17 protein-coding genes are annotated in these 24,563 nt (G+C 34.6%); 11 read left to right on the top strand and 6 right to left on the bottom strand.

Going from position 1 to position 24,563, the window contains the following annotated elements:
• Window positions 1-112 precede the first annotated feature (112 nt).
• Complete coding sequence (locus SCB73_RS05840; RefSeq protein ID WP_320569154.1) at window positions 113-2,788, top strand: zinc-dependent metalloprotease; 2,676 nt, start codon at window positions 113-115, stop codon at window positions 2,786-2,788.
• Between the two features lie 193 nt (window positions 2,789-2,981).
• Here the strand turns inward: SCB73_RS05840 and SCB73_RS05835 are convergent, their stop codons facing one another.
• Window positions 2,982-3,560 (bottom strand): ComF family protein, encoded by a 579-nt coding sequence (locus tag SCB73_RS05835; RefSeq protein ID WP_320569152.1) that lies wholly within the window; start codon window positions 3,558-3,560, stop codon window positions 2,982-2,984.
• Between the two features lie 203 nt (window positions 3,561-3,763).
• Here SCB73_RS05835 and SCB73_RS05830 point away from each other — a divergent pair, with 203 nt between their 5' ends.
• The 5 genes from SCB73_RS05830 (at window position 3,764) to SCB73_RS05810 (ending at window position 9,721) form a co-directional block, all read left to right on the top strand.
• Window positions 3,764-5,305, top strand: a complete 1,542-nt coding sequence (locus tag SCB73_RS05830) for a glycine--tRNA ligase (RefSeq protein WP_320569151.1) — start codon at window positions 3,764-3,766, stop codon at window positions 5,303-5,305.
• A gap of 263 nt (window positions 5,306-5,568) precedes the next feature.
• Complete coding sequence (locus SCB73_RS05825) at window positions 5,569-6,465, top strand: LytR/AlgR family response regulator transcription factor (RefSeq protein WP_320569150.1); 897 nt, start codon at window positions 5,569-5,571, stop codon at window positions 6,463-6,465.
• A gap of 177 nt (window positions 6,466-6,642) precedes the next feature.
• Entirely contained in the window at window positions 6,643-6,876 is a 234-nt protein-coding gene (locus SCB73_RS05820; protein WP_320569149.1) for a hypothetical protein, read from the top strand.
• A 99-nt stretch (window positions 6,877-6,975) separates the two neighbouring features.
• Window positions 6,976-9,033 (top strand): tetratricopeptide repeat-containing sensor histidine kinase, encoded by a 2,058-nt coding sequence (locus SCB73_RS05815; protein WP_320569148.1) that lies wholly within the window; start codon window positions 6,976-6,978, stop codon window positions 9,031-9,033.
• Window positions 9,023-9,721: a response regulator gene (locus SCB73_RS05810; protein WP_320569147.1), complete on the top strand. Its 699-nt coding sequence runs from the start codon at window positions 9,023-9,025 to the stop codon at window positions 9,719-9,721. The genes SCB73_RS05815 and SCB73_RS05810 overlap by 11 nt, the downstream gene beginning before the upstream one ends.
• An 89-nt stretch (window positions 9,722-9,810) precedes the next feature.
• Here the strand turns inward: SCB73_RS05810 and thiL are convergent, their stop codons facing one another.
• A complete protein-coding gene (gene thiL / locus SCB73_RS05805; protein ID WP_320569146.1) occupies window positions 9,811-10,857 on the bottom strand; it encodes a thiamine-phosphate kinase in 1,047 nt (348 codons plus the stop codon).
• A gap of 401 nt (window positions 10,858-11,258) precedes the next feature.
• On the opposite strand from thiL, the gene SCB73_RS05800 reads away from it, so the two are divergent.
• On the top strand, window positions 11,259-11,741 hold the full coding sequence (locus tag SCB73_RS05800; RefSeq protein ID WP_320569145.1) for a DinB family protein: 483 nt from the start codon (window positions 11,259-11,261) through the stop codon (window positions 11,739-11,741).
• A gap of 45 nt (window positions 11,742-11,786) precedes the next feature.
• Window positions 11,787-12,287, top strand: a complete 501-nt coding sequence (locus SCB73_RS05795) for a DinB family protein (protein ID WP_320569144.1) — start codon at window positions 11,787-11,789, stop codon at window positions 12,285-12,287.
• Window positions 12,288-12,335: 48 nt separating this feature from the next.
• Here SCB73_RS05795 and SCB73_RS05790 read toward each other — a convergent pair whose 3' ends face one another.
• The 4 genes from SCB73_RS05790 to SCB73_RS05775 form a co-directional block, all read right to left on the bottom strand.
• Entirely contained in the window at window positions 12,336-13,295 is a 960-nt protein-coding gene (locus SCB73_RS05790; RefSeq protein ID WP_320569143.1) for a helix-turn-helix transcriptional regulator, read from the bottom strand.
• A gap of 107 nt (window positions 13,296-13,402) precedes the next feature.
• Complete coding sequence (locus tag SCB73_RS05785) at window positions 13,403-14,020, bottom strand: outer membrane beta-barrel protein (RefSeq protein ID WP_320569142.1); 618 nt, start codon at window positions 14,018-14,020, stop codon at window positions 13,403-13,405.
• A 261-nt stretch (window positions 14,021-14,281) separates the two neighbouring features.
• The gene (gene lepA / locus SCB73_RS05780) at window positions 14,282-16,078 is read right to left on the bottom strand and encodes a translation elongation factor 4 (RefSeq protein ID WP_026728216.1); all 1,797 of its coding nucleotides are present in this window, start codon (window positions 16,076-16,078) and stop codon (window positions 14,282-14,284) included.
• 163 nt (window positions 16,079-16,241) lie between these two features.
• The gene (locus SCB73_RS05775; RefSeq protein WP_320569141.1) at window positions 16,242-16,925 is read right to left on the bottom strand and encodes an NUDIX hydrolase; all 684 of its coding nucleotides are present in this window, start codon (window positions 16,923-16,925) and stop codon (window positions 16,242-16,244) included.
• A gap of 638 nt (window positions 16,926-17,563) precedes the next feature.
• On the opposite strand from SCB73_RS05775, the gene SCB73_RS05770 reads away from it, so the two are divergent.
• From SCB73_RS05770 to SCB73_RS05760, 3 genes are all read left to right on the top strand, one after another.
• Window positions 17,564-20,011 (top strand): glycoside hydrolase family 2 TIM barrel-domain containing protein, encoded by a 2,448-nt coding sequence (locus SCB73_RS05770; protein ID WP_413927828.1) that lies wholly within the window; start codon window positions 17,564-17,566, stop codon window positions 20,009-20,011.
• 98 nt (window positions 20,012-20,109) lie between these two features.
• Window positions 20,110-22,116 carry a glycoside hydrolase family 97 protein gene (locus tag SCB73_RS05765; protein ID WP_320569139.1) on the top strand — a complete coding sequence of 669 codons (2,007 nt, stop codon included), beginning with the start codon at window positions 20,110-20,112 and terminating at the stop codon, window positions 22,114-22,116.
• A gap of 116 nt (window positions 22,117-22,232) precedes the next feature.
• A complete protein-coding gene (locus SCB73_RS05760) occupies window positions 22,233-24,470 on the top strand; it encodes a glycoside hydrolase family 3 C-terminal domain-containing protein (protein WP_320569138.1) in 2,238 nt (745 codons plus the stop codon).
• Window positions 24,471-24,563: the final 93 nt, after the last annotated feature.

Here is a 24,563-nt window from a genome sequence, read left to right as displayed (position 1 = left end):
GGTTTCTTTTTGTGAAAATAGGCCAACTCGTCGACTAAAAAACGTTAAATGTCGTTTATATGTAAGAATTTGATTTAATTGACTTAATTTTGAATGATCAACGCCCACAAATATGAAAAAACAATTACTCTATTTATTTTTTATTTTTAACTGCGCTTTTTTAACTGCCCAAAATAATGATTTGTGGCAAAAAATAAGCACAAATTCTGCGTTGAGCAAAAGAATAAACGCTTCAGATTCTGATAAATACTATAAATTGAATTCAGAACTTCTTCAGATAAAATTGGCATCCGCGACAGGAAAAGGATCAAAAAACAATACTGCCGAAATCACAGTTCCAAATTCTTCTGGCATTTTAGAGCGTTTCACAGTTTGGGAATCTTCAAATTTTGAGCCAGGACTTCAAGCCAAATATCCAGAAATCAGATCGTATGAAGGAAGCGGTTTAGATGATAAATCGGCAAAAATTCATTTTACTGTTTCGCCTTTGGGATTTCAAACGATGGTCTTTCGTTCAGACAAATCAACCGAGTTTATAGAAGCAAATCCAAATGATAAAACAGAATATGTCTTGTTCTCAAAAAAGTCTTCGACTTCAAAAAGTCTAATCTGTAAAACCGATGATGTGCTTTTAAGCAATAGCAATGCTGGGAAAACGGCAAAAGAAGCATCTAGCGCGAAGATTTTCAAAACAATTCGTTTGGCTTTGTCTTGTACGGGCGAATACACGACGTTTTTTGGTGGTACAAAAGCTGGCGCACTTGCAGGAATGAATGCTACATTGACTCGTGTAAATGGTGTTTTCAATAGAGATTTAGCAGTAAAATTAATTTTGATTGATAATAATGATGCTGTAATTTACACGGATGCAACTACAGATCCATATTCAAATGCATCAACAGGTGCTGATGGCGCTTGGAATCAAGAAGTTCAAACTACTTTGACAAACGTAATTGGCAATGCGAATTATGATATTGGGCATTTATTTGGCGCTTCGGGTGGTGGTGGAAATGCAGGTTGTATTGGCTGCGTATGTACAAATCCAACAACAAATGTGCCTTTAGGAAAAGGAAGTGCTTACACATCGCCTTCAGATGCAAAACCACAGGGCGATACTTTTGATATTGATTTTGTGGCACATGAATTCGGGCATCAATTGGGTGCAAATCATACTTTTTCGTATGATTCAGAAGAAAGAACAAGCGTAAATGTTGAACCGGGAAGTGGTTCGACTATTATGGCCTATGCGGGAGTTACTGGCGATTATGACATTCAAGATGTTTCTGATGATTATTTTGCTTATGTAAGTATTAGGCAGATTCAAAACACATTGACTTCAAAAAGTTGTCCCGTAAATACTGCGATAACAAATAATCCGCCAGCAATTAATGCAGGAAGTGATTATACAATTCCAATTGGTACTGCTTTTATTTTGACTGGAACAGGTTCAGATCCCGAAGGCGATTCGGTTACTTATACTTGGGAAGAAAATGACAATGCGACTACAACTTCTGGAAGTACGAGTATTGCTTATCCAACAAAGCCGGATGGTCCATTGTTTCGTTCAGTGGTCCCAACTGCAAACGGTACAGTTCGTTATATGCCAAAACTTGACTATGTTCTTCAAAATAGACTTACCACCACATGGGAATCTGTTTCGTCAATTGCAAGGACGTTGCATTTTACTTTGACAGGACGTGACAATGCGGCTCAAGGTTCGGCACAAACTTTTACTGACGATATGGTTGTGAATGTGGTTTCAACTGCTGGTCCATTTGTAGTGACTTCGCATACAAATGACAATGTAAGTTGGTGGCAAGGATTGCCGGAAACTGTAACTTGGGATGTAAAAAACACCAATTTACTTCCTGGTTCATCAACAGTAAATATTAAATTATCTACTGACGGAGGATTGACATTTCCGATAACATTGGTGTCAAATACAGCAAACGATGGTAGCGAAACTATCGTATTGCCAACAAGTGTTCCGTCGTCAAAAAATTGCAGAATTTTGATTGAACCAACAGGAAATATTTTTTATGCCATAAACAGCAAGGCGTTTGCAGTCGGTTATACTTCGGTCGCAAGTTGTGATTCCTATAGTTTTGGGAACTCATTTGCAATTCCAAATACAACGACTTTTGTGACAAGAACGATTACAGTTCCTGCATCTGAAGCAACAGTTACAGATGTTGATGTTTCTGTGAATATTACACACGATAAATTTTCTGATGTAGAACTTCAAATCATGAGCCCGGCCGGAACTATAGTTCGTCTTTTTAATAAAAATTGTGGATCAACAAAATCTACTTTAGCCATGCAGTTTAATGATTCAGGCACTGCATTAGATTGTAATACAACTACTCAACAAATTGTTTTGCCTGTTGATATGTTGAGTGCTTTTAATGGTCAGAATGCTCAGGGAACATGGACTTTGAGAGTTAGAGATGCAGTTGTGGGGAATTTTGGAACAATCAATTCGGCTTCTATAAATATTTGTGGTCAAACTTATACTTTAGCAACTCCAGATTTTGAGAATATTGATTTTGCTCTTTATCCGAATCCAAATAAAGGAAACTTTACAATTCAGTTTGAAAGCCAAGCTGAAACAGGAGTTAAAGTATTTGTACATGATGTTTTAGGCAAAACTGTTTATTCAAAAACTTTTGATTTGACATCAAATTTTAATCAAAACATTCAGCTTCCAAGTACTACTTCAGCCGGACTTTATTTGGTAACCGTTATTGACGGAAACCGAAGAACAGTCAAAAAGATAATTGTGAACTAAAGGTTTAAAAAATCCAATAAAAAAATAAATTCCAAATATTTAAAATCCAAATTCCAATTGAAAACGATTCAATTGGAATTTGGATTTTTTTTGAAGTTAAGTTTGTGAATTTTGGAATTTGGAATTTAAATATTTGGAATTTTTTCGAAGTTAATTTTGGATTTTGGAATTTGAAAATTAGAATTTAACTCCGTTAGGAATTCGCCATCGCCATACAGACAATGCTGATTTTTGCTCCCGGAATTTTCAATAATGCTTTTGAGCATGCTTCCAGAGTTGATCCAGTTGTTAAAACATCATCCACAATTAAAAAATGTTTGTTATAATTTTCTTCGGTAAATTTGACGTCAAAAATGTTTTCAATATTTTCTGTTCTTCCTAAAAGATTCTTTTTGGATTGCGTTTTAGAATATTTTTTTCGGAACAAAATGCGATCATCAAAAGTGAGATTTAGTCCGTCTGAAAGCGCTTTTGCAAAAGTGGTAACTTGATTGTAGCCTCGTTCCTTGAATTTTTTTGGATGAAGTGGAACAGGAATTACAATTTCAAATGGATGGTTTGGTTTTAATTCTTTTAAATCTTCGGCGTACCAAAAGCCCAAAACTGTTCCGATTTCTTCATGGCCTTTGTATTTTAAATTATGAATCAGTTCTTGAACAATTCCTTTTTTTATAAAATAAAGCAAAGCCGATGCATGTTCAATTTCTACTTTTCCATAAAATTTTTTGGCAGCTTCATTTTCTTTATCCAAATGAAATTGAGTCAGAGGCATTTCATGACGGCATTTGGAGCATAAAACAATCTCATTGGTCTGCAAAATTTGACGGCATCCAGTGCAAACTTTCGGGAAAAACAGATTTATTATGAAATTAAACACAAATAGAAAGAATTTGGTTACAAAAATAACAAAATTAGCCTGTCAATCTTTATTATTTTTCTTTTTTTTAAAACTGATTTTTATATTTTTGCATCACTATGGCAAAACAAGACGATTTATTTAAGAATGTGGTTTCGCACGCAAAAGAGTACGGATTTATTTTTCCGTCGAGCGAAGTATACGATGGATTGAGTGCAGTGTATGATTATGCACAAAATGGTGTCGAATTAAAAAAGAATATCCGTGAATATTGGTGGAAATCAATGGTTCAGATGAATGAAAATATTGTCGGTTTAGACGCGGCAATATTGATGCACCCAACGACCTGGAAAGCTTCGGGCCACGTTGATGCTTTTAATGACCCTTTGATTGACAATAAAGATTCTAAAAAAAGATATAGAGCTGACGTTTTAGTGGAAGATTATGCTGAAAAAATCAATCTGAAAGCTAAAAAAGAAATCGAAAAAGCAAAAGCTCGTTTTGGCGATGCATTCAACGAAGAGGAATTTGTGACAACAAATGCTCGTGTAATTGAATATTTGGCTAAAGAAAAAGAAATCAGAGAGCGTTTAGGGCGTTCTTTGGGCGCTGGTGATTTGGCTGATGTTAAAGCTTTGATCGAAGAGCTTGAAATCGCTGATCCTGAAACAGGTTCTAAAAACTGGACAGAGGTAAAACAATTCAACTTGATGTTTGGAACAAAATTAGGTGCATCTGCAGAAAATGCAATGGATCTTTATTTGCGTCCAGAAACAGCTCAAGGTATTTTTGTAAACTTCCTTAATGTTCAGAAATCGGGTCGTATGAAAGTTCCTTTTGGAATTGCTCAAACGGGTAAAGCGTTTAGAAACGAAATTGTAGCAAGACAATTCATTTTCCGTATGCGTGAATTCGAACAAATGGAAATGCAATTCTTTGTTCGTCCTGGAGAAGAAATGAAATGGTACGAACACTGGAAACAAACTCGTTTAAACTGGCACTTGTCTTTAGGATTAGGAAAAGAAAACTACCGTTTCCACGATCACGAAAAATTAGCGCACTATGCAAATGCTGCTGCTGATATTGAATTTAATTTCCCTTTTGGTTTCAAAGAATTGGAAGGAATTCACTCTCGTACCGATTTTGACTTAAAAGCACACGAAGAATACTCAGGAAGAAAACTTCAATATTTTGATCCTGAATTAAATGAAAACTACGTGCCATACGTAGTTGAAACGTCTGTAGGTCTTGATCGTATGTTCTTGGCGGTTTTTGCAACATCATTGCAAGAAGAAGCTTTAGAAGATGGTTCGACTAGAACGGTACTGAAATTGCCAGCAGTTTTAGCGCCAACTAAAGCAGCGGTTCTTCCATTAGTTAAAAAAGATGGATTGCCAGAAATTTCAAGAAAAATCATCGAAGATTTGAAATGGGATTTCAATGTTGCTTATGATGAGAAAGATGCGGTTGGTCGTCGTTACAGAAGACAAGATGCTCTTGGAACGCCTTTCTGTATCACAGTGGATCACCAAACTTTGGAAGACGAAACGGTAACAATTCGCCATAGAGATACAATGAAACAAGATCGCGTTAAAATTTCTGAATTAAGAGGTATTATCGAAAACGAAGTTTCAATGAAAAACTGGTTGATGAAAATGTAATTTTTGTTAATTAACATTATATAAATCCCAAATTCACCGGAAACTTTCAGGTAGAATTTGGGATTTTTTTAATTTTGAAAATGCATTTCGTCGAACTTTTTTGCATTTCGTCTTTATGTATTAACATTTTCGTGTAATGTGTTAACAATGAATTATTTGCGTAAAATAATTGCGTAAATTTAATTGCCCATAGTACAGTAAAATTAGAAAATGAATCCAACTTCAAAAATTTGAGGTTCATTTAAAATTATCCAAAAACCAAATTGAAAAAATATTCTTACATTATAATTGACAATGACGCTGAAAGTGTTTTGAAAACCAGAATTGTTGCAGAAGGTTTTTCGGAATTGACTTTTATAGCTTCCGCGACGAATTATCAGCAGGGATTAAATTTGGTTTTAGAACACAGACCGTACTTCGTTTTTCTTGAAATTGATTCAGAAAACAGCTCAAGCAATTTGTCGCTTGCTTTTATCGGCGAATTGTATCGGTTTTTATCCGTCATTCCCAAAATTATTATTACTACACCGACAAAAGATTTGGCTTTTGATGCTATTCAGTATGGCGTTTTTGATTATATCTTAAAGCCTCTGACACATGTTGATGTTGTAAAAACACTTTTGAAGCTTGAAAAAGTGCTTTTTGAGCCAAAAGAACAAAAAACTGAGGTTATTGAATCAAATAATGCTGTTTTAGAAGAAAATGTCTTAGAAGCTAAAAAATTGCCTTTAGAAGAAGAAATTTCAATTGTTAGTGCAGACGAAGCTAAAATTAATAGTAACGAAGTAGAAGTGCCAAAAATTATCGAAAAGCCATTGATACTTTGTGTAAAATCGTATGGCGACTATCGCTATATGAATGCAGCTGACATTTGCTATTTTCAAGCCGATAATAATTCTACAGATATTTATTTGAGTTCAGGCGAAATGGTTACTGCATTCAAGACCTTAAAGCATTTTGAAAGTATTTTAGTACATCCATTCGTGCGAATTCATAATAGTTATATCATTAATCAAAACTACATTTCGCGCATTCACAACGGAAACTCAGTTTGTTACATCAAAAACTCCCCTAAAAAGATTCCTTTTTCTAAAACTTACAAAGGAAATGTCGATCTAATTATCGCTAATTTCACTGCAGGAAATTATATAGAAGTCTAAATATTAGATATTTACACTAATTTGACGCCCAATGACTATCATTTGGGTATGATTTACCATAAACTCCCTTTTTCATGCCAATTTTTTTTGTGCTTGGGTATAATTTTACACCATCGATTCGCAGAGAGCGGTCAGCCCCAAAGACAAAAAAATCAAAAACATTTAAAACCTCAGGTCATGAAAAAAACAGCCTTAACATTCGGATTATTTTCTTTAGTAGTAGTTGCAACTTCTTTCGCAGCTCCAATAACTTCTATAACAGAACAAGATACAATTATCGGTGGTGGACAGTCTACAGGACGTGATAGAAAAGTTGACTTTCATACTACAACTAATGATTTAAAAAACAACCAATCTGAAGGATTTCGTCAGGACAGACAATCTCTAGGAAACACTATAAAACTTGACTAAATAAACAAGTTTCTTTATGCAAAAAAAGGCTGCCAAATGAGGACAGCCTTTTTTTGTGTCTGTAGTTTTATTATTTTTGGTAAAATTCAAAAACAGACATTGAAAAAAACTTCACAAATAGTATTGTTTTTATTTCTCATTTTATTAGGATGCAACAAGAAAACGAGCCTAGATAGAACAATTGTTTCGACAGAAGACAGTTTGAAAAGTTATTTGTCTTTAGCAAATGATATCAATTTGTCTTATGAATTGAAACAGAAATATGCAAAAAAAGCCTTTTCTATAATAATCGATAAGAATAACGATTCTTTAAATAGAGCCAACTTGTTTAAGGTTGCCAATCGATATTACAATATGAAAGATCTAAAATCATATCGTGATATATCGAAATTGATTTTAGAACGTTCAATTAGTGCAAAAGACTCGGTGAGTATTGGAAAAGCTTATACTTATTTGGGAGATTTTTATGGTACGCAAAGTATTTCTGATAGTGCATTCCTGAATTTTTTTAAAGCTCAAAAAATTTATATCAGGATTAATGATCAATACAATCTAGCGCAGACTTATTTAAGTAAGGCTAGCCTTCAGTACAATGAAGGAGATTTTTTTGAAAGCGAAATTGCAGTTTTTAAAGCCTTGAGTCTTTTAAAAAAACAAAAAAACGTAAATGATCTTCTTTACGATTGTTACAATCTTTTAGGGATATTATATAACGATAGGGAAGAATATGACAAGTCTCTGGAATTTCATAAAAAAGCTATAGCTGTTTTAAAGGATAAAACAATTCCCTCAGAATTGCAATTAGAAGCAACGTCATTGAATAATATTGGTTTTGTTTACATTAATTTGAATGATTATGAGCAAGCAAAAGAATATTTTCAGAAAGGCCTAAATCAGAAAAATTTATTTCAGGAAAAAAACGTTTTGTATGCAATGTTATTGGATAATCTTGCCTATTCTAAATTTAAATTAAGAGATTTTACGGGGCTTCCAGACCAATTTGAAAGAGCTTTGGCAATTAGAGACAGTTTAGGCTTAAAATCAGCGGCAGTGTCAAGCAGAATTCACTTATCAGAGTTTTATGCTTTTGAAAAAGATACTTTTAAAGCTATTCAGTATTCAAAGCAAGCATTGGTTTTAGCGCGTAGTTTAGGCATTGGAAAAAATACTTTGGAAGCGCTCAAGCAAATTGCTATTGTCGATCCCAAAAAGGCATCTGTTTATTCTAAAGAATATTTTAATTTGAATGAAAAGATGCTCAAATCGGAGCGAAAAATGGGAGAAAAATTTTCTCGTATTGAATATGAAACCAATGAAATAAAAGATCAAAACTCGAATCTTCAGGAAAAAAACAGAACGCTGATTTATGTTTTTAGTATTTGTACTTTGGTTGGTTTGTTTTTTTATGTTTATAAGACACAACAGGCAAAAAACAGAGAATTGCTTTTTAAACAGCAACAGCAAATTGCAAATGAAGATATTTACAACTTGATGATTTCGCAGCAAAATGAAATTGAATCAACCCGAATTAAGGAAAAGAAAAAGGTTGCTCAAGAATTGCACGATGGCGTTTTGGGCCGAATGTTTGGAGTGAGAATTAGTTTGGACAGCCTTGATAAAGTCGATGAAGCGCATGCAGCGGCGAAAAGAAAAAAATATTTGACAGAACTAAAACATATTGAAGAAGACATACGTGAAATTTCGCATGACTTAAATAGAGAAAAATCGGAATTAATTAATAATTTTGTTGCAATCTTGATGAAACTATTTGAAAATCAAAGAAACACGTATGATTCAAAATTAATCACGACATTTGATTCTCATATAAAATGGGATCTTGTTAGTAATGCCGTAAAAATTAATTTGTACAGAATTATACAAGAGGCACTTCAAAATTGTAATAAATATGCAGATGCTGACAAGATTGTTGTTGAATTTAAAAGTGAAATAAATCATTTAGTGCTCTCTATTGCAGATGATGGAAAAGGTTTTAATACAAAAAGAACCAAAAATGGAATTGGATTGCATAATATTCAATATAGAGCCGCAGAATGTAAGGGTATCGTTACTGTAAAATCTGCCAAAGGAGAAGGAACACTTCTCGTTGTGAAAGTCCCAATCGATCAAAAAATTAACCTGCATAATAATGACATTTGATTTAACCGCTCCAATTTCGCACTTAATCACGCGAAACATTTTAATTGTCGACGATCATCCCTTTATTATTGAGGGATATAAAAATGCGATCACGCGTTATAACCCGAAAGAATATGATTTTCATATTGCTCAGGCTTATGACTGTAAATCAGCCTATGATTTGCTCGAACGTGATGTAACTCCAAACTTTGATATCGCTTTTTTAGATATTAGTATGCCGGCCTATGAGGAGAAAGAGCTTTATTCTGGTGAAGATTTGGCAATATTGATTTTAAAAAAGATGCCACATTGCAAAATAATTTTGCTCACCATGTACACCGAGCTTTTGAAAATCAAGACAATCATTAGGACCATAAACCCAAACGGACTTATTATCAAAAACGATTTGACTTTTGATGAGCTTCTTTTTGCTTTTGATAAAGTAATGAAAAACGAAAAATATTATAGCCAGTCAGTAGTTAAGATGCTGAATCAGTCGCCTCATAACTCAATTGAAATTGATGAATTTGATAAGCAGATTTTGTTTCATTTATCAAAAGGAACACGAACAGAAGAAATGTCGCATTATATACCAATTTCTTTTGCAGCAATTGAAAAACGAAAACTTAATTTAAAAGAATTGCTTAAAATCAGAAGCGGCTCTGATGAAGAACTTGTGAGAGAAGCTAAAAGCAAAGGGCTATTTTAAAATATAAATTCCAATAAATATAAATTCCAAATTCCAATAACTGAGCTAACAGTTGGAATTTGGAATTTTTTATTTGAGATTTTTAAAAATTATTCGCTTAAAGCATCCCATCCGCGTGCTTTTAAAGCAATTTTTCTGTTTGCACGCGTTACAAGGTGTATGCCTTCGTTTTCTTCTGTCATATGGCCGATAATTGAAAAATTCGGATTTCCTTTTATTTTGTCAAAGTCATTAATGTCAATTGTAAACAAAAGTTCATAATCTTCTCCACCATTGATAGCCACTGTTGTGCTGTCAATATTGAATTCTTCACAAGTCGAAATAAACTGAGGATCCAAAGGCAGTTTGTCTTCGTATAAATTACAGCCCACTTTTGATTGTTTGCAGATATGAATAATTTCAGATGATAATCCGTCAGAAATATCAATCATCGAAGTTGGTTTGATTTCCAACGCGTGCAAAAGTGTACGAACATCTGTTCTGGCTTCTGGCTTCAATTGTCTTTCGACCAAATAGGTATAAGGATCTAAATCAGGTTGGCTGTTTGGATTTACCTGGAAAACCTGTTTTTCACGTTCCAAAACCTGCAATCCCATATAGGCCGCACCAATATCTCCGGTTACAACTAATAAATCGGTTTGTTTGGCTCCGTTTCTATAAGCAATTTCGTTTTCATCGGCTTCACCAATTGCGGTAATGCTGATAATTAATCCTTTTTGAGATGAGGTAGTGTCGCCGCCTATAACATCTACTTTATATTCTTTCGCAGCGCGCGTTATTCCGTCGAATAATTCTTCTAAGGCTTCTAACGGAAAACGATTTGAAACAGCAACAGAAACCGTAATTTGTGTTGGCTTCGCATTCATTGCGCAAATATCAGAAAGATTTACAACCACCGATTTGTAGCCCAAATGTTTTAAAGGCATATAAGCCAAATCAAAATGAACGCCTTCGATCAATAAATCTGTAGAAACAACTGTTTTTTTGTCCTTAAAATCTAAAACTGCTGCATCGTCACCAATACTTTTTAAAGTCGATTCTTGAGTAATATCAAAATTTCGCGTTAAATGGTCAATTAGTCCAAACTCGCCTAATTGCGCTATACTGGTACGTTGCGGATTTTTATCTTCAATCATTTTTTAAAGTTCCAAAGTTATTTAGGTGCAAAGATACAAAGGTTTTTTTTAAAGATTCTAAGATACTATCCCGAGGCTTCGGGACTAAGTTTTTTTCTAGCAGAATTATACTGTATGTCTTAAAAATCAATTGCCTCCTGCTTTAGCTGGAGGTCATCTTAATGTGAATGTAAAAAGGCTTTAGCCGAACATTAAAATTCTGGTTAAAGCCTTTTTTGATAATCATTTTCCCCCAGCTAAAGCTGGAGGCAATTCAAAAAAAATAAATTAGCACAGTATCTCTATGGTGGTGCGTTTTTACTACAGCAAAAAATATTTTAAAATTATTTTTTCCTGCTGACAAACTGTTGTCACCAGCCCATTTTACTTTTGAAGTATTAAAAATTTAAAACTTTAAAATCATGAAAACATTAGAAGCACAAGTAATTACTTCAGAAGATTTGTTGAAACACTGGCAAGGGCACCGCGCCTTAACGCGTCGTTTGATTGAACTTTTTCCAGAGAAAGATTTCTTTGAGTTTTCGATTGGTGGTATGCGCCCTTTTTCAAAATTAGTCGATGAACTTTTGGCAATCGCAGTTCCGGCACTAAAAGGAATCGTAAACAGAACAAGTGAGCCTTATAATGAAGAAGGGGGAGAAAAATTGATTTTTAAAGCACAATATCTTGAAAAATGGGATGAAGCAACTGAAGAAATCAACAAATATTGGGAACAATTATCAATTGAAGATTTTAGCGAAAACTTTAATCTTTTTGGGCAATATGAATTTCCGATTATTCAAAATATTTTGTATTTTATTGATAATGAAGTGCATCACCGCGGTCAAGCTTATGTGTATTTGAGAGCTTTAAATATTGAACCACCATTTTTTTGGGAAAGATAATTAGCAATTCGTTGTAACTTTATTCAAAATCTAAAATTAACGGCTATGAGTTTGAAAAAAATAATGTCAAATTATGCAGACTATAATTTATGGGTAAATCAGCAATTTGTGAACTGGCTTTCGCCGAAATCTGATGAATTGCTATATGCAGAAGTACCTTCGAGTTTTTCGACTATTGTAAAAACACTTGATCATATTTGGTCAACAGAAGAATATTGGTTTTCTGTAATTTCTGAAACTGATATGCATCAGAAAAAGACGGAAAATGAATTGTCTAAAGACGAAATCTTTTCAGGTTTATTGAATTCATCTGCAAAATTGAAGCATTTTATCCATTCATTGTCAGAAGAAGATTTGGGTAAAGAAATTAAAATCAGTAATCCGTGGTTTGAATGTGAATTGCCAATTGCAGATTATTTGCTTCAGGTCATCAATCACGGAACGTATCATCGCGGACAAATTGTAACGATGGGCAGAAATATAGGCATTACAGATGCTTCAAACACCGATTACAATTTTTACAATGTTGTAAAAAATCAGAAATAAAAATAAAAAACTCCTAATGCAACTTGGTTTCTTTAGGAGTTTTTTTTTCTATAAAAGCCTTTGCCTGTTGACTTCTAACAATTCTAAAGTTCTAGTTTTTAGCCTTTCAGGCTCTAGGATTGTGGCATAATCGCCAAACATCAAAAACCAGCGAGGAAAACCTTCTTCGACACTTCGAGACATAAAGGTCATTTCGATTTGATTGCCTATTTCTTTTTCTGAAACGAAGCCATGATATTTGCGTTCTGTTGCCAAATATCTTGCAATTTTTTTATCGACTAATATTCTCACTTTTGTTGTTGGACAATTTTCTGTTTTGGTCAAATAAGTTTCCAAAGCATCGTGCTCTATCGTAAAGTCAAGTTCTGTCTTTTTAATTTCCTGAATACGATCGGTTCTGAATTGGCGGTAATCTTGTCGTAAATGACAATACCCGAGAAAATACCAATTATTATTATCATGAAATACACCAACGGGTTCTAAATTTCGTTGCGTAGTTTCGTCTTTTTCAAAGGTTTTATACGTAAGGAGAATTTGTTTTTTCTCAGCTATACCTTCAAAAAGAACAGCTAAAGTATTTGGAGAATTATTATTAAACATTGGTTCAGCAGTTTGCATCACAACCCTCGATTCAATATTCGAAAGATAATCTTTATCCGTACTTCTCAAAACCGATTTTAATTTATACATCGCCGAAGCGTGATGACTTCCAAGAGACGGATCAGTAAACTTTTGCATTAATTTTTCTGCAGCAATAAAACTGCTGACTTCTTCACGCGTGAACATCACAGGAGGCAATCTGTAGCCGTCCATCAAAGCATAACCCACTCCAGCTTCACTGTAAATAGGAACTCCAGAAGCTTCAAGAGTTCGAATATCTCTGTAAATGGTTCGCAAACTGCAGTCAAAACGGTCGGCCAATTCTTGTGCTTTTACAATTTTTTTAGATTGCAATTGAATAAGAATGGCAACAATTCGGTCAAATCGTTTTGGAGTTTCGTCGAGCATTTTTTCTTTTTTAGGTTCAGAGGCTCAAAGTTACAAAGGTTAAATATTTAAAGGAATAAAAAAGCTGTCCCAAATTGAGACAGCTTTTCAATATTTTAATTTGGGACTTAGAATCTATACAAAAGTCCAAATTTTGGCTGATCAAAAATATTATTGAACAAGTTGATGTTTAATTCGAATGTATTTGAAGATGGACCATTTTCTGGAGAAACGCTGTTGTATGATAGTAAGTTTGCCAATACAAAAGTTACAGCGATATTTTTGGTTACAAAATAGTTTAAACCAACATTGATGTTGGCAGTTAGACTGTTGCTGTCATCAGAGCCAGTGTTGTCTTCTATTTTGTTTCGGCCATAACCTAATCCTGCTTCGCCATAAGCTTTGAAACGTTTTTTATCGAGTTCCAAAACATAATATCTCGCAAATCCACCAATTCCAAAAATATTGGTTTTAGTGTTAGTAGATTCATATTTGTCACTTGAAAAACTAACTTGTCCGCCTACGGCAAATTTATCATTAAGGAAATATCCAAATTTAGGATTAAAAGCATAATAATCACGATCGCCGCCAGTGGCAATTTGTAAAGCACCTTCAATAAACATATCACCATGAGCAAAGGTGATACCTTTTGCAGAATTCATTTCAGAATTAACTTGATCTTCTTGCTGCGCGTTTGCAAAGTAAAAAGTAAATAAGGCTAAAACAATTGAAAATTTGGTTTTCATAATCTTATAGTTTTAAAGTTGTAGGATTAAAAATACAATTTTTACTATAAAATTAACTTTAAGTTCGATGAACTGCGTTAAAAATCAGACATTTAGTCTTTTTTTATTCAATAAATAAGATAAATCTTACTTAAAAAATGTATAATTTTAACTGTTTGATAATCAATATTGTTTTGGAAATAAACAAAAAACCCAACAACTTTCGTCATTGGGTCATATCTTAATTCTTAATTCTTAGTACTTAATTCTTAATACTAATCTTTAGTCATTCAATTTCAAAACAGCCATAAATGCTTCTTGCGGAATCTCAACGTTTCCTACCTGACGCATACGTTTTTTACCTTTTTTCTGTTTTTCCAGCAATTTACGCTTACGCGAAATATCTCCACCGTAACATTTTGCGGTAACGTCTTTACGAAGTGCTTTGATGGTTTCACGAGCGATAATTTTTGCTCCAATTGCCGCTTGAATCGGAATGTCAAATTGCTGTCTTGGAATCAATTCACGCAATTTTTCGGTCATTTTTTTACCAATGTTGTACGCGTTATCTTCGTGGATCAAGGCAGAAAGGGCATCAACAGTTTGAGCATTCAAAAGAACGTCAAGTTTAACTAATTTTGAAGTTCTCATTCCGATTGGAGAATAGTCGAAAGAAGCATAACCTTTAGAAACCGTTTTTAAACGATCGTAGAAATCGAATACAATTTCCGCCAAAGGCATATCAAAATTCAATTCAACTCTTTCTGTTGTTAAATAAGTTTGATTAGTAATTAGACCACGTTTTTCGATACATAAACTCATAACGTTTCCAACGAAATCAGCTTTTGTAATAATTGTAGCTTTAATAAAAGGCTCTTCAACTCGGTCTAATTTTGAAGGCTCTGGTAAATCTGATGGGTTGTTTACAACGATTGGCGTTTCTGGATGTTTTTTGGTGTAAGCCAAGTACGAAACGTTAGGAACTGTTGTAATTACAGTCATGTCGAACTCGCGCTCTAAACGCTCCTGGATGATTTCCATGTGAAGCATTCCTAAGAATCCACAACGGAAACCAAATCCTAATGCCGCAGAACTTTCAGGAGTAAAAACTAATGAAGCGTCATTCAATTGTAATTTTTCCATTGAAGAACGTAAATCTTCGTAATCTTCAGTATCCACAGGATAAATTCCGGCAAATACCATTGGTTTTACATCCTCAAAACCAGCAACCATATTCGTTGTCGGAACTTTTGCATCTGTAATCGTATCACCAACTTTTACTTCGCGAGCTTCTTTAATTCCAGAAATCAAATATCCAACATCTCCTGCCGAAACTACATTTTTAGGAACCTGATTAAGTTTTAAAGTTCCAATTTCGTCAGCAAAATATTCGTTGTCTGTAGCCATGAATTTAATTTTCTGGCCTTTTTTGATTTCACCATTTACAACTCTAAAGATTACTTCAATTCCGCGAAACGGGTTGTAAACAGAGTCAAAAATTAAAGCTTGCAATGGTTCTTCTGGATCTCCTTTTGGAGCAGGAATTTTTTCGATAATGGCAGCCAAAATATTTTCAACACCAAAACCCGTTTTTCCAGAAGCATGAATAATATCTTCTAATTTACATCCCAATAAATCGATAATATCATCGCTAACTTCTTCTGGATTAGCACTTGGCAAATCGACTTTGTTCAAAACCGGAATAATTTCCAAATCGTTTTCAAGAGCTAAATATAAGTTTGAAATCGTTTGTGCCTGGATACTTTGCGCAGCATCTACAATCAAAAGCGCACCTTCACAGGCAGCAATAGATCGTGAAACTTCATATGAAAAGTCAACGTGACCCGGAGTGTCAATTAAGTTCAAGATATATTCTTCACCTTTGTATTTGTATTCCATCTGAATGGCATGACTCTTAATGGTAATTCCACGCTCGCGCTCCAAGTCCATGTTGTCAAGCAATTGCGCTTTTTCTTCACGGGCTGTAACGGTTTGTGTAGCACTTAGTAAACGGTCTGCTAATGTACTTTTACCATGGTCAATGTGTGCAATAATGCAAAAATTACGTATCTTCTTCATTTGTATATATCAGTTCTCTAATCGAGTTTAAGTCTTTTTTTGGATATAAATTACACTGCAACAATTGCTTTAGTGTATGTTATTAAGGCGCAAAGATAGCGCAAAGTTTTGGATTCTGAAATGGAGTTGTGCGATAGTTGACTACTCAAATTCAAAAGAAACCTTAAAATTCAAAATTAAATCCTTTTTCGGTCAGTTTTTTGTAAATAGCAGCGTCAAATTTATAGAGTTTTGCGGCGCGATGCGAAACATCCTGTTGTTTCTCATCAAGAGCTACAAGGAGTTTCATGTGCAGAATTTTTCTTCTGAAATTTGATTTGTCCAATTCAATTCCAAGAATTTCTTCATAAAGATGCATTAATTGCAGCAAAGTGAATTTTTCAGGCAAAAGATTAAAACCAATAGGCGCCTGACGTACACGGTTTCGCAACTGCATCAAACTAAAATTCAGAATCTCATTATGATCAAAAATCAAATCTGGAATTTCATTGATTTTATACCATTTTGCTTCAATAACCTTTTGACTTGCTTTGATATTATAGTCTTCGCGATTTACTAAAGTATAATAACCAATAGTAACAACGCGTCTTTCGCTGACACGTTTCGGATCTGTAAAAGCCTTCAGTTGTTCTAAGTAAATGTTGTCTAGGGTTGTGAGTTCATAAACAATTCGCTGTGCAGCTTCATCTGCACTTTCCTCTTTTTTAAGATAACCGCCCAGCAAACCCCATTTTCCAACGCTTTCTCCTTCGGCATGCTGCACTAAAAGAATTTCCAGATTTGCTTTATTAAATCCGAAAATTACACAGTCAATTGTAATGCCATCTACAGCAGTGCCGTTATCCATTTGCGTAATTTTTTTGCATTAACAAGTTAAAATTCGAAATTAAATTCTTTTCAAGTGAGTCTATTATAAATCTCAAGGTCAAATTTATACAATTTTGCAGCTCAATGCGAAACCTAATGTTGTTTTTCACTACCATTAATTTCATACTTTAGGGTTTTGTTGTTTAATATTTCGTTTTTAAATTAATTGATTGTTAAATTGTTAGTATCGTATTAATATAAATGAGAAATGTAAAAAAATAGGCTTAATATTTTGCTAATGTATAAAAAAGTTTTACACTTGTAGTCAAATTTACCATAAGATAAATTGATTTTGATTTTGAATTTCAAAAGTGCTTTGTTTTTATGGAAATTGATTGGTAAAAAGTGCATAAAATTCAGGTCATCAATGAGGAGTTGCTGAAAATTACTTCTACATCATTGCCTTTGGCTTTTGTGAGATATAAAAACATGCAGGTTGAGGGCTTGTCTAATTGTTTTTTCGCTAGAAACCAAAGCCCTATTGCTTGAATATGAAACTAACCGGTAGGTGATTGTTACAGTGACTTATTGGTATGTTTATATTTGTTTTTCAAAAATCTAAATCATATCAAAATGAAGAATGAAAGAAAATATCTAAGCAGTAGCCTGACATTATTAATGTTGGCAGTAATTACATTATTCAGTTCATGCAAGAAAAACGACGAGGCTTTCAGCAACCGAAAAGTTTCTTTTAATTCTGATTGGAGTTTTCATCTCAATGACAGCATTGTTGATAAAGATACCATTGGAACCACAACAAAATGGAGAACTTTAAATGTTCCTCACGATTGGAGCATCGAAGGGAAATTTGATGAAAAAAGTCCGGCCGGATATGGCGGAGGTTCTTTGAACGGTGGTTTAGGTTGGTACAAAAAAACATTTAAAGTTGCTGCTGCAGACAGTACAAAAATAACTTCTATCATTTTTGATGGCGTTTACAAAAACAGCGAAGTTTGGATAAACGGACATTATTTAGGAAAACGCCCGAATGGCTATATTAGTTTTCAATATCAAATTTCTCAGTATTTAAATTATGGCGAAAAAGAAAACGAAATTATTGTAAAGGTTGACAATTCAAAACAACCTAATTCACGCTGGTATTCGGGTTCAGGAATTTTTAGAAATGTCTGGCTAGAAACGACAGATAAACTTCATGTTGAAAATTGGGGAACTTATATTACTACTCCAAAAGTTACAGCTCAAAATGCTTCAATAAATATTGAAACTCGAATTCAGAATGACTATTCAAAATCAAAGAAGTTCACACTAGAAACTACTATTTATAAAGATGATAAAAAGGTAGGGTCAGCTGATATTATAGATATGACTCTTACTTCAAAAAGAGGAACAATTTTAAATGTAAAAGCACAAGTTGATTCGCCAATTTTATGGTCAATAGAAAAACCGGAATTGTATACCGCAGTTACAGAAATTATTGTTGATGGTAAAGTTGTTGATCAATATAAAACCGCTTTCGGAATCAGAGAATTTAAATTCGATTTGAACAAAGGTTTCCTTTTAAACGGAAAACAAGTCAAAATAAAAGGAGTTTGCATGCATCATGATTTGGGGCCTTTAGGTTCTGCCATCAATACTCGCGCAATCGAACGTCAATTGGAAATCCTGAAAGAAATGGGTGTAAATGGAATTAGAACTTCTCATAATCCACCCGCTCCAGAACTCTTAGATCTTTGCGATAAAATGGGTTTCATTGTCATGGATGAAGCTTTTGACATGTGGAAAACAAATAAAACGAAATATGACTACGCAAACGACTGGGAGAAATGGCATAAAAAAGACTTGATCGACCAATTGCTTCGCGATCGCAATCATGCGAGTGTTTTTATTTGGAGTATTGGAAATGAAATTCCAGATCAATGGAGTGAAACCGGAGTACAAATTGCAAAAGAATTGGCTGGAATCGTCCGCGATTATGATAAAACTCGTCCGCTTACTGCAGCGATGAATCCGCCGGTTAATATGAATATCGATGAAGTTACTTTGCAATTCGAAAAAAAGAATGTTCAAATTAACCCAATTGCGGCATCTGGAGTTTTGGATTTGATTGGATACAATTATGCGCATCAAACCTATGAACATCACAAAGAAAATTTTCCAAAAACACCTTTTATAGCAACTGAAACAACTTCTGGATTAGAAACACGAGGTTATTATGACAATGTTTCTGATGTTGTAAAAAAATGGCCAGTTCGTTGGGATCTTAAATTTACAGATGGAAATCCAGGAAACACCGTTTCGGCTTATGATCAAGTTCAGGCGCCTTGGGGTTCTACGCACGAAGCGACTTGGAAAGTCATTAAAAAACACGATTATCTTTCGGGAATGTACATTTGGACTGGTTTCGATTATATCGGAGAACCAACTCCTTATGAATGGCCATCGGTAAGTTCGTATTTCGGAATTGTGGATTTGGCCGGTTTCCCGAAAGACGTTTATTATATGTACCAAAGTGAATGGACAGAAAAAACGGTGTTGCATATTTTCCCGCATTGGAACTGGAAAGCGGGACAAACGGTTGATGTTTGGGCATATTATAATAAAGCCGATGAGGTTGAACTTTTTGTAAACGGAAAATCAGTTGGAAAAAGAAGCAAAAAAGGCGATGACTTGCACGTAATGTGGAGAATTCCTTATCAAGCAGGAACTTTAAAAGCGGTTTCTCGTAAAGATGGAAAAGTGGTTTTAGAAAAAGAAATCAAAACTGCTGGAAATCCTTCAAATCTAAAATTGACTGCAGACAGAAGTACCATCAAAGCTGATGGAAATGATTTGTCATTTGTAACCGTAGATATTTTGGATGCCAACGGAACATTGGCTCCAAATGCAAACAACGAAATCAACTTTTTATTAAAAGGAAACGGAAAAATAGTTGGCGTTTGCAGTGGAGATCCCGTAAGTCATGAATCGTACAAAGGTTCGAAACATACTGCTCTTAACGGAAAATGTTTAGTGATCGTTCAATCAGATACTAAATCTGGAAGATTGGAATTAACCGCTAAAGCAAACGGATTAAAATCTGCAACAATTGTAATTACTGCCGAATAAAGTATGACAAGTAACGAATATTAAAAATAAGTTTTTATTGAGTTTTAAATCGGGCGGAAGCCTAATTCGTCCGATTTATTAAAAAACAAAAAAATATCATGAAAAAACACCTAATTCTTCCCGCTTTATTGCTTTCAGTTTCGATTGGATACAGTCAGAAAAAGAAAGACGCTTACGAATTGGCATCACCAAATGGATTGAATAAAATCAAATTTGAGTTGGTACAAAATGCTCCGAAATATGCCGTTTCTCATGGGAAGACCGAAGTGATTTCTTCATCAGATATGGGATTTGTCTTAAAAGGAAATGAAAACCTAAGTTCAAATTTCGAAATTAAAGGAACTAAAACTTCAACTTTTGACGAAACTTGGGAACAGGTTTGGGGAGAAAAGAAAAACATCAGAAATCACTACAATCAATTGGTAGTCGATTTGCAACAAAAAACAGGAAACAAAAGAAAACTACAAATTCAGTTTCGTGCTTTCGATGATGGAGTGGCTTTTAGATATGTTTATCCAAAACAAAATGTGAAAGACAGTATTTTTATTATGGATGAAAAAACAACTTTCAACTTAAAAGAAGACGGAAAAGCGTGGTGGATTCCGGCAAACCGAGAAAACCGCGACGAATATCTTTTTAAAGATGCGCCCGTAAGTACTCTAGATACCGTTTTGACTCCGCTAACAATCGAAAGCAAAAGCGGATTAGCTTTGAGTTTTCACGAAGCAAATTTGGTTGATTTCGCTAGCATGACTTTAGTAAATAATAAAGGAACAGAATTAAAATCGGATTTGGTGCCTTGGGCTGATGGTGTAAAAGTTCGTGTAAAAGATTCGTTTACTTCTTCTTGGAGAACCATTCAAATTGGAGAAAATCCGGGAGAATTGATTACTTCTTATTTGGTTTTAAACCTAAACGAACCAAACAAATTAAAGAATACAAACAGCTATTTCAAACCCTATAAATATTTAGGAATTTGGTGGGGAATGCACATTGGAAAATATACTTTTTGGGAAAGCGATAAACAAGGCGCAACAACCAAACATGCCGAAGAATATATTGATTTTACTGCCAAAGAAGATTTTCATCATTTATTGATCGAAGGATGGAACAAAGGCTGGACGCCGGGCTGGTATGAAAACCGCATGCATAAGTTCAGTTTCACTAAAACGGCTGACAATTTCGACTTAGAAAAAGTAGTAGAATATGGAAAGAAAAACAACATTGAATTAATTGGTTATCACGAAACAGGTTCCAACTTAATTAATTATTTAAAACAAGTTGATGACGGTTTTGAATTATATAAAAAACTCGGAATTCATACGGTGAAAATTGGTCACGTAGGTTCTAAATTGAATATGAAACAAATGCATTTTGGGCAGTTTGGAGTAAATTATTTCAGATACATTTTAGAAAAAGCGGCGCAATATGATTTAGCCGTTTTATACCACGAATCAATAAAAGATACGGGCGAACGAAGAACATATCCAAACATGGTTTCAAGAGAAGCAGCGCGCGGACAGGAATATAATGCATGGAGCGAAGGAAATCCGCCCAATCATTTAACGATTATTCCGTTTACAAGATTACTTTCTGGACCAATGGATTTCACGCCTGGAATTTTTGATGTTGAGGTAAAACAAGGTTATCCGGGAAAAAGAATTCAGGGAACAGTCGGGCAGCAATTGGCATTGTATGTAACGATTTATTCTCCAATTCAAATGTTGGCCGATCTTCCAGAAAATTATGAAGGAAAACCAGCATTACAATTCTTAAAAGATGTGCCGACAGATTGGGAAGACACAAAAATCTTAGAAGGAAAAATTGGCGAATACATCACAACCGCAAGAAAAGATAGAAACAGTGCCGACTGGTATTTAGGAACTTTAACAAATGAAAAACCTAGAAATGTAGAAGTTTCACTATCATTCTTAGATCCAAATGCGACTTATGAAGCACAAATTTATGTTGATGCCGAAGGAACAGATCAGACACATAATCCAGAAGCAGTTGCGATTACTAAGAAAACAGTAAAATCTTCAGATAAATTGCAATTGAAACTTGGCGGTGCTGGCGGTGGAGCAGTAAGATTTAAAAAACTTTAATTATTGTAATCGTAGTAAATTAATACAAATAAAAACCACAAACATAATATTAACAGCATTTAGAGAAGCTGTGTGAGGAACAAAATCTTTAAATCTAAAAAAACACCTAACTATCTATGAAAAACAAAATGATATACCTGTCGGCAGCATTGGTTTTTGTGTTTTTTGCATCTTGCAAAAATGACGCAAAAACAAATGCTTCAGAAAATGTACAAACCGAAGAATATAGAGGAAAAGAAATTGGTTCTGAACACGATGCAGAAATCGACAAATTAGTTTCTCAAATGACACTTGAGGAAAAAATCGGAATGCTTCACGGGAACAGCATGTTTAGTACAGGCGCTGTAGAACGTTTGGGAATTCCGGAATTAAAAATGGCAGATGGCCCGCTTGGAGTTCGCGAAGAAATCTCGCGTGACAGCTGGGCGCCAGCCGGATTGACAAATGATTTTGCAACTTATTACCCTGCGGGCGGAGGTTTAGCAGCAACTTGGAATGCCGATATGGCGCATACTTTCGGAAATAGTTTGGGAGAAGAACTACGCGCTAGAGATAAAGACATGTTGCTTTCGCCAGCGATTAATATGGTGAGAACACCGCTTGGAGGAAGAACATACGAATACATGTCTGAAGACCCATTTTTGAATAAAAAAATCGCTGTGCCTTTGATTGTTGGTTTACAAGAAAAAGATGTAATGGCGTGCGTAAAACATTATGCGGCAAACAATCAGGAAACGAATCGTGATTTTGTAGATGTTCAAATTGATGAAAGAACATTGCGAGAAATTTATCTTCCGGCATTTGAAGCCTCGGTAAGAGAAGCAAAATCGTATGCGATAATGGGTGCTTACAATAAATTCAGAGGCGAATACTTATGTGAAAACGATTATATGCTGAATAAAATTCTTCGCGACGAATGGGGATTTAAAGGTGTTGTAGTTTCAGATTGGGCGGCGGTTCATTCAACTGTAAAATCCCTAAAAAGTGGTTTGGATATCGAAATGGGAACGCCAAAACCCTTCAATGAATTTTTCTTGGCCGATAAATTAATTGCTGCAGTAAAAGCAGGAGAAATTTCAGAAACAGAAATTGATCTGCATGTAAAACGTATTTTAAGAGTTTTGTTCCAAGTAAAAGCAATGGGCGGAGGCGAGCGTGCAAAGGGAAGTATTGCTACCGAAGCACATTATCAAGATGCCTACAAAATTGCAGCGGAAGATATTGTTTTACTGAAAAACGAAAATAATGCTTTGCCATTAAAACTAGACGGCGTTAAGTCGATTGCAGTTATCGGAAATAATGCAATGAAGAAAAATTCTCTTGGCGGTTTTGGTGCCGGAGTTAAAACAAAAAGAGAAGTTACACCGCTTGAAGGTTTAAAAAACAGATTGCCTTCTTCTATAAAAATTAATTACGCTGAAGGTTATTTGGAACGTTACGACAAAAAGAGTAAAGGAAAATTAGGGGACATTACATTAAATGGTCCTGTCACAATTGACGAATTAGATCCTGCAAAGGTTCAAGAAGCAGTTGAAGCAGCAAAAAAATCAGATGTTGCGGTAATTTTTGCAGGTTCAAACCGTGATTACGAAACAGAAGCTTCTGACCGAAGAGATTTGCATTTGCCTTTTGGACAAGAAGAATTAATCAAAAAAGTTTTGGCCGTAAATCCGAGAACAATAGTAGTTTTTGTTGCCGGAGCTCCATTTGATATTGGCGAAATCACTCAAAAATCACCTGCGGTAGTTTGGAGTTGGTTTAATGGTTCTGAAGGAGGAAATGCTTTGGCCGATGTCATTTTAGGAAAAGTAAATCCGTCAGGAAAATTGCCTTGGACAATGCCAAAAAATATTATGGATTCGCCTGCGCATGCGACAAAAAGTTTCCCTGGAGGAAAAGCGGTTAATTATGCCGAAGGACTTTTGATAGGATACCGTTGGTTTGATACCAAAAATATTGCGCCATTGTTTCCTTTTGGTTACGGATTGTCTTATACCAGTTTTGCTATCGAAAATGCTAAAACAGATAAAAATTCTTATGCTGAAAACGACATCATTTCTGTTTCTGCTGAAGTAAAAAACACAGGAAAAGTTGACGGAAAAGAAGTTGTTCAAGTATATTCTTCTAAAGCAGATTCAAAAGTAGCTCGAGCTTCAAAAGAATTAAAAGGTTTCAAAAAAGTATTAGTGAAATCTGGAGGCTCAGAAACTGTGACAATTCAAATTCCGGTAAAAGAATTAGCTTATTATGATGTTTCAGCAAAAAAATGGACAGTTGAACCAGGAAAATATACGCTGAAAATCGGAAATTCATCTAGAGATATCAAAACTGAGATTGCTATAACAATTCAGTAAGAAGAAAACAGTAAATTTACCATATAAGGAATATGAGTGAATTAAGTTCAGCCTCATTGCTAGCTTAAAATCATTCATATTCCTTATATGGTT

Source organism: Flavobacterium sp. KACC 22761 (genome assembly GCF_034058155.1).
Classification (GTDB): domain Bacteria; phylum Bacteroidota; class Bacteroidia; order Flavobacteriales; family Flavobacteriaceae; genus Flavobacterium.
The sequence above is the reverse complement of the archived record's forward strand: the minus strand, read 5'-3'. Positions and strand labels throughout refer to the sequence as shown.

Bases quoted from the DNA above. Each gene is read 5' to 3' on its own strand.
- SCB73_RS05830 (WP_320569151.1), top strand. From the start codon at position 3,764: ATGGCAAAACAAGACGATTTATTTAAGAATGTGGTTTCGCACGCAAAA.
- SCB73_RS05790 (WP_320569143.1), bottom strand. From the start codon at position 13,295: ATGCTCGACGAAACTCCAAAACGATTTGACCGAATTGTTGCCATTCTT.
- thiL (WP_320569146.1), bottom strand. From the start codon at position 10,857: ATGATTGAAGATAAAAATCCGCAACGTACCAGTATAGCGCAATTAGGC.
- SCB73_RS05840 (WP_320569154.1), top strand. From the start codon at position 113: ATGAAAAAACAATTACTCTATTTATTTTTTATTTTTAACTGCGCTTTT.
- SCB73_RS05810 (WP_320569147.1), top strand. From the start codon at position 9,023: ATGACATTTGATTTAACCGCTCCAATTTCGCACTTAATCACGCGAAAC.
- SCB73_RS05820 (WP_320569149.1), top strand. From the start codon at position 6,643: ATGAAAAAAACAGCCTTAACATTCGGATTATTTTCTTTAGTAGTAGTT.
- lepA (WP_026728216.1), bottom strand. From the start codon at position 16,078: ATGAAGAAGATACGTAATTTTTGCATTATTGCACACATTGACCATGGT.
- SCB73_RS05785 (WP_320569142.1), bottom strand. From the start codon at position 14,020: ATGAAAACCAAATTTTCAATTGTTTTAGCCTTATTTACTTTTTACTTT.
- SCB73_RS05760 (WP_320569138.1), top strand. From the start codon at position 22,233: ATGAAAAACAAAATGATATACCTGTCGGCAGCATTGGTTTTTGTGTTT.
- SCB73_RS05770 (WP_413927828.1), top strand. From the start codon at position 17,564: ATGTTGGCAGTAATTACATTATTCAGTTCATGCAAGAAAAACGACGAG.
- SCB73_RS05835 (WP_320569152.1), bottom strand. From the start codon at position 3,560: ATGCCTCTGACTCAATTTCATTTGGATAAAGAAAATGAAGCTGCCAAA.
- SCB73_RS05765 (WP_320569139.1), top strand. From the start codon at position 20,110: ATGAAAAAACACCTAATTCTTCCCGCTTTATTGCTTTCAGTTTCGATT.
- SCB73_RS05775 (WP_320569141.1), bottom strand. From the start codon at position 16,925: ATGGATAACGGCACTGCTGTAGATGGCATTACAATTGACTGTGTAATT.
- SCB73_RS05800 (WP_320569145.1), top strand. From the start codon at position 11,259: ATGAAAACATTAGAAGCACAAGTAATTACTTCAGAAGATTTGTTGAAA.
- SCB73_RS05795 (WP_320569144.1), top strand. From the start codon at position 11,787: ATGAGTTTGAAAAAAATAATGTCAAATTATGCAGACTATAATTTATGG.